The sequence below is a fragment of the Streptacidiphilus neutrinimicus genome (genome assembly GCF_000787815.1).
In the GTDB taxonomy this organism is placed as follows: Bacteria; Actinomycetota; Actinomycetes; order Streptomycetales; family Streptomycetaceae; genus Streptacidiphilus; species Streptacidiphilus neutrinimicus.
On record NZ_BBPO01000165.1, the window covers coordinates 1 to 3662 of the forward strand.

Below are 3662 nucleotides of genomic sequence, written 5' to 3' on the forward strand. Positions count from 1 at the left end.
CCCCCGCAACTGGCCGCCGAGCTGGCCACCGCGGTCTTCACCGCCGCGTCCACCACCCAGCTGGCCACCGTCCACCCGTGCGACCTGACCCCCGGGGCGAGCGCGATCACCCTCCACGACCCGGGCCGGCTGCGGCGGGGCTGCCTGGCCCACCAGGTGCCCTCCTGGGCCCGCCCCTTCCTGCTGGCCGCCGCCTACCTGCGCCGCATTGCCGGTGTACAGGACGAGCCGCTGTTCACCTCGCCCTTCCCGACCCGCGGTCTGCCGCGCTGACCGGATTCGCCGAGGGCAAGCGTGAGGGCCACGACGATGCGGCGCGGTCGACGATGAGACACGTATCCCCCCTGAGAAATGATCAACTCCGTGATCAACAGCGGATCCTACTGTCGGTGACCTCGCCCCTGGGGCAACGAACGAGGGCAGTTCTCCATCCCGACAGACCTCGGCCCCGGAGGGCTGGCCACGCCCCCGCGTGTGGTGGCTTGCTTTGTCTCTCACATCGTCCCAAGTTGCACTCCACGGGCGTGAGACGCCCGTGGAGACGTGAGACGGTCACTTGTGCTTGATCAGACTTTCGGGCTTCTGGCATGTTTGCCAGGTCCGCGGCGGCTTGAGTATGTGAGCCGCGAGCAGCTCCTGCGTCGCCGGTATGCCCAGCGGCAGGCGTCACGCTGTGTCCCACGCGAGAACCGCATCGGATACGGAACGTCTCATGTTGTGAAGCCCACGCACACGAGTTGGGTGGGACCTTGTTGTCCAGGGGGTTGGGCTATCGCCGTTCACGAGCAGTGTCTGGTGAACGGACTTGTAGCTCCGCTCAGTGTCTATGGATACGGATCGGGAATCGGGAGAACACATGCGAAAGCGCACCGTTGCGGCCATCATCGGCACTCTGCTCGGGGCCTGTCTCTCAGTCGGGATCACTGTCGGTGCCCACGCCAGTGCCCCTGCTCAGAGCATTTTGCCCGCAGGAGTGCACATCTCGGGCGACAACGGCGCCTGCTGCTGAGACGGAGTGTGGATCAAGCCGGGATCGGACAGACCTCATGGGCTGCCGGTTTGCATTGCTCCGATCGGTGCCCTTCAGGGGTTCTGATCGATCTCGGCGTCACCCTCGCAACCTCGGCGAACAGCAAGTCGCCAGTCAGCCGCTCACCGCGCTGGCGCCAGCGGAAGCACCTCCTGCTGACGCCTGAACTCAACGGCCCCGCTGCCGCCGGCGGCGGGGCCGGCGCCCGCACGACCGCCCGCACCCCAGCACAGGGCTAATCCTTCGGGCCGACAGCCGGTGTCCTGCGGTACCTCCGGTGCGCTTGGGGCGGCCTGGCGTTCGGTCAGCTACACCGGCGCGATATCGAATCTCGCTAACTCGCCCTCCGGGGCCGTGGAATCGAACGGCTCCGACTGCTCGGGCTCCAACCCATCCACGCAAAGGACCTCTCATGACTTCCACGCCGGTGACGCGCGACCTTGAGGGCAAGGTTGCCCTCGTGCTCGGCGGAACGCGCAATCAGGGAGCGGCGTTCGCCGAGAACCTCGCTGCGCGCGGTGCCACGACCGTCGTCAGCTACGCCGGCGACGACGCGGCGGCGCAGCACACGCTCGCGGTTCTGGAGAAGCACGGCGTCACAGCGGAGGCGGTCCGGTCGGACGCCACGTCCTCGGCCGACGTTGACGCGCTCTTCGCTGGCGTCGTGGAACGGCATGGACGGCTGGACATCGTCGTGCACGTGCCCGGTGCCGTCATCAAGAAGCCCCTGGCCGACACCACCGACGCCGACTTCGACCACTTGATCGGCCTCAACACACGCAGCGCGTTCAACTCTCTGCGGGCCACGGCCCGTACCATCGCCGACAATGGACGCTACGTCATCTTGTCGACCACCCTGACGTCCATCATGACCGGCACGTATGGCGTCTACTCCGGGTCCAAGGCGGCGGTCGAGCGTATGGTGCTGGCGGCGGCCAAGGAGCTCGGCGCGCGTGGCATCACCGTCAACGCCGTGGCCCCCGGCCCGATCGACGACGACTTCTTCCGCGGGGCCGAGACCCCGGAGTCGATCGCAGCGGCAGCGCTCCACAACCCGCGTGGACGTCTCGGACACCCCCAGGACATCGCGCCCGTCGTCGCCTGGCTGGTGAGCGACGAGGCCGGCTGGGTTTCGGGCCAAACAGTCCGCGCGAACGGCGCCATGTTCTGAACCGACCAACCCACCAACGGCCCGAACCAAGGCCACGCCCCACGGGGTGGAAACTGACTCGTGAACGGCGTAACTCGCGGGCTTTTACCACGGTCTGGGTCATCCGCCCCGCCGTCGTCGCACAGGCAGCCGCGACAACGGTGGGCTCCAGCTCGCTGCCTCCAATCGGGGAACGGCACGATGGCGCAGGGGCCCGGCAAGAGCGACCTGCCGGTTCTGCTCGGCGCGTCGATCAGGTGGCTGCGTAGGTGAGAACGAAGAGCGTTTGTTGGTGAGAGCTGGCAGCACCAGGTGGCTGATGGGCCCCCAAATGTTGATGAAAAGTAGGAACGGCTCCGGCGCCTTGGAATGGTGGTGACGTCGGTTTGAGGCGTCCGTATCCTTCGCTGGGTGAGTCTGATCGAGATGGTTCCGGGGCAGGTCGAGCTCGTCGTTCAGGGGGCAGGGGCGTCTGCGGCCTCTGTCCGGTTGTTCGACTGGTCGCGGGCGGAGTACGAGGTCGCCTTCGCTGTGGAGGCCATCGATGATGGTGTGCGGGCACGGCTTGACACCGTGACCGTGACCGTCTGGGACAACATGAGCGAGTTCTTCGATGGCCTCGCGCGCGACTTCCGTGGTTGGGAGGGCGAGCGGGTCTGGGTCAACAATCACCTGGTCGTGACCGCGACGTTCGGCTCGGGTGGTCATGTGTATCTGGGCTGGACTCTGCGGTCCGGGTTCTTCCCCGGCGACTGGAGCTGCACCGTGACGACCGTGATCGAGGCTGGTGAAGGGATGACGGCGGTCGCCGCGGACCTGCGAGAATTCTTGCGCGAGGAGTAGGCCGTCGGTGGTCGACCCGTCCCGGCACTTACTCAGCCAACGGCTTGCTGTTCGGCTCGGGCGCGGGTGCTGGCGAGTCGGTAGGAGTCGGTGCCGGTCTCGATGATGGTGCCGTTGAAGGTGAGGCGGTCGACGATGGCCGCGCAGAGCCGGGGGTCGGTGAAGGTCTTGGTCCAGCCGGCGAACGACTCGTTCGAGGCGATGGCCACGCTGTTCTTCTCCTCCCGCTCGGTCAAAACCTGGAACAGCAACTCGGCTCCCCTACGGTCGAGTTCCATGTAGCCCAGCTCGTCGATCTATGCCGATATCCGCATAGATCGACGAACTTGGTTACCTCCCGCTGCCCGAGGACGGCGCCTCCGCACTGTTCCAGGTGATCAACCAGCGGTATCTCAAGTCGAGCACGATCTTGACGACCAACGTCGGCATCGCCGACCGGGCGGGCGCCTTCGGCGACGCCACCGTCGCGGCCGCGATGCTCGACCGTCTCCTGCACCGGGCCACCGTCGTCGGTATCGACGGGCCCTCCTACCGCCTGCGCGGCCACCAGAAGCACTCCGACCTCATCCGCCAGGGAGTGAACGCCCGTGTCTCCTGAACCCGACTACCCAAGCGCGGAGTTGGACCGCACCTGCCCTG

At 66.8% G+C, this 3662-nt stretch carries 3 protein-coding genes and 2 pseudogenes; 4 read left to right on the top strand and 1 reads right to left on the bottom strand.

Going from position 1 to position 3662, the window contains the following annotated elements; genetic code table 11:
- The 3 genes and pseudogenes from TR48_RS44100 to TR48_RS38160 form a co-directional block, all read left to right on the top strand.
- Positions 1-273 (top strand): annotated as a pseudogene (locus TR48_RS44100) (hypothetical protein); the annotation flags it as partial.
- Between the two features lie 1169 nt (positions 274-1442).
- Positions 1443-2201 carry an SDR family oxidoreductase gene (locus tag TR48_RS38155; RefSeq protein WP_042375523.1) on the top strand — a complete coding sequence of 253 codons (759 nt, stop codon included), beginning with the start codon at positions 1443-1445 and terminating at the stop codon, positions 2199-2201.
- A 390-nt stretch (positions 2202-2591) separates the two neighbouring features.
- On the top strand, positions 2592-3023 hold the full coding sequence (locus tag TR48_RS38160; protein WP_042375525.1) for a DUF6228 family protein: 432 nt from the start codon (positions 2592-2594) through the stop codon (positions 3021-3023).
- 32 nt (positions 3024-3055) lie between these two features.
- Here the strand turns inward: TR48_RS38160 and TR48_RS38165 are convergent.
- Positions 3056-3319 (bottom strand): annotated as a pseudogene (locus TR48_RS38165) (ATP-binding protein); the annotation flags it as partial.
- A 20-nt stretch (positions 3320-3339) separates the two neighbouring features.
- Between TR48_RS38165 and TR48_RS38170 the strand changes: the two are divergent.
- Positions 3340-3621 carry an ATP-binding protein gene (locus TR48_RS38170; RefSeq protein WP_268873624.1) on the top strand — a complete coding sequence of 94 codons (282 nt, stop codon included), beginning with the start codon at positions 3340-3342 and terminating at the stop codon, positions 3619-3621.
- Positions 3622-3662: the final 41 nt, after the last annotated feature.

What these genes read in the sequence shown, in the direction of transcription:
- TR48_RS38155 (WP_042375523.1), top strand. Translation starts at nt 1,443, where the DNA reads ATGACTTCCACGCCGGTGACGCGCGACCTTGAGGGCAAGGTTGCCCTC.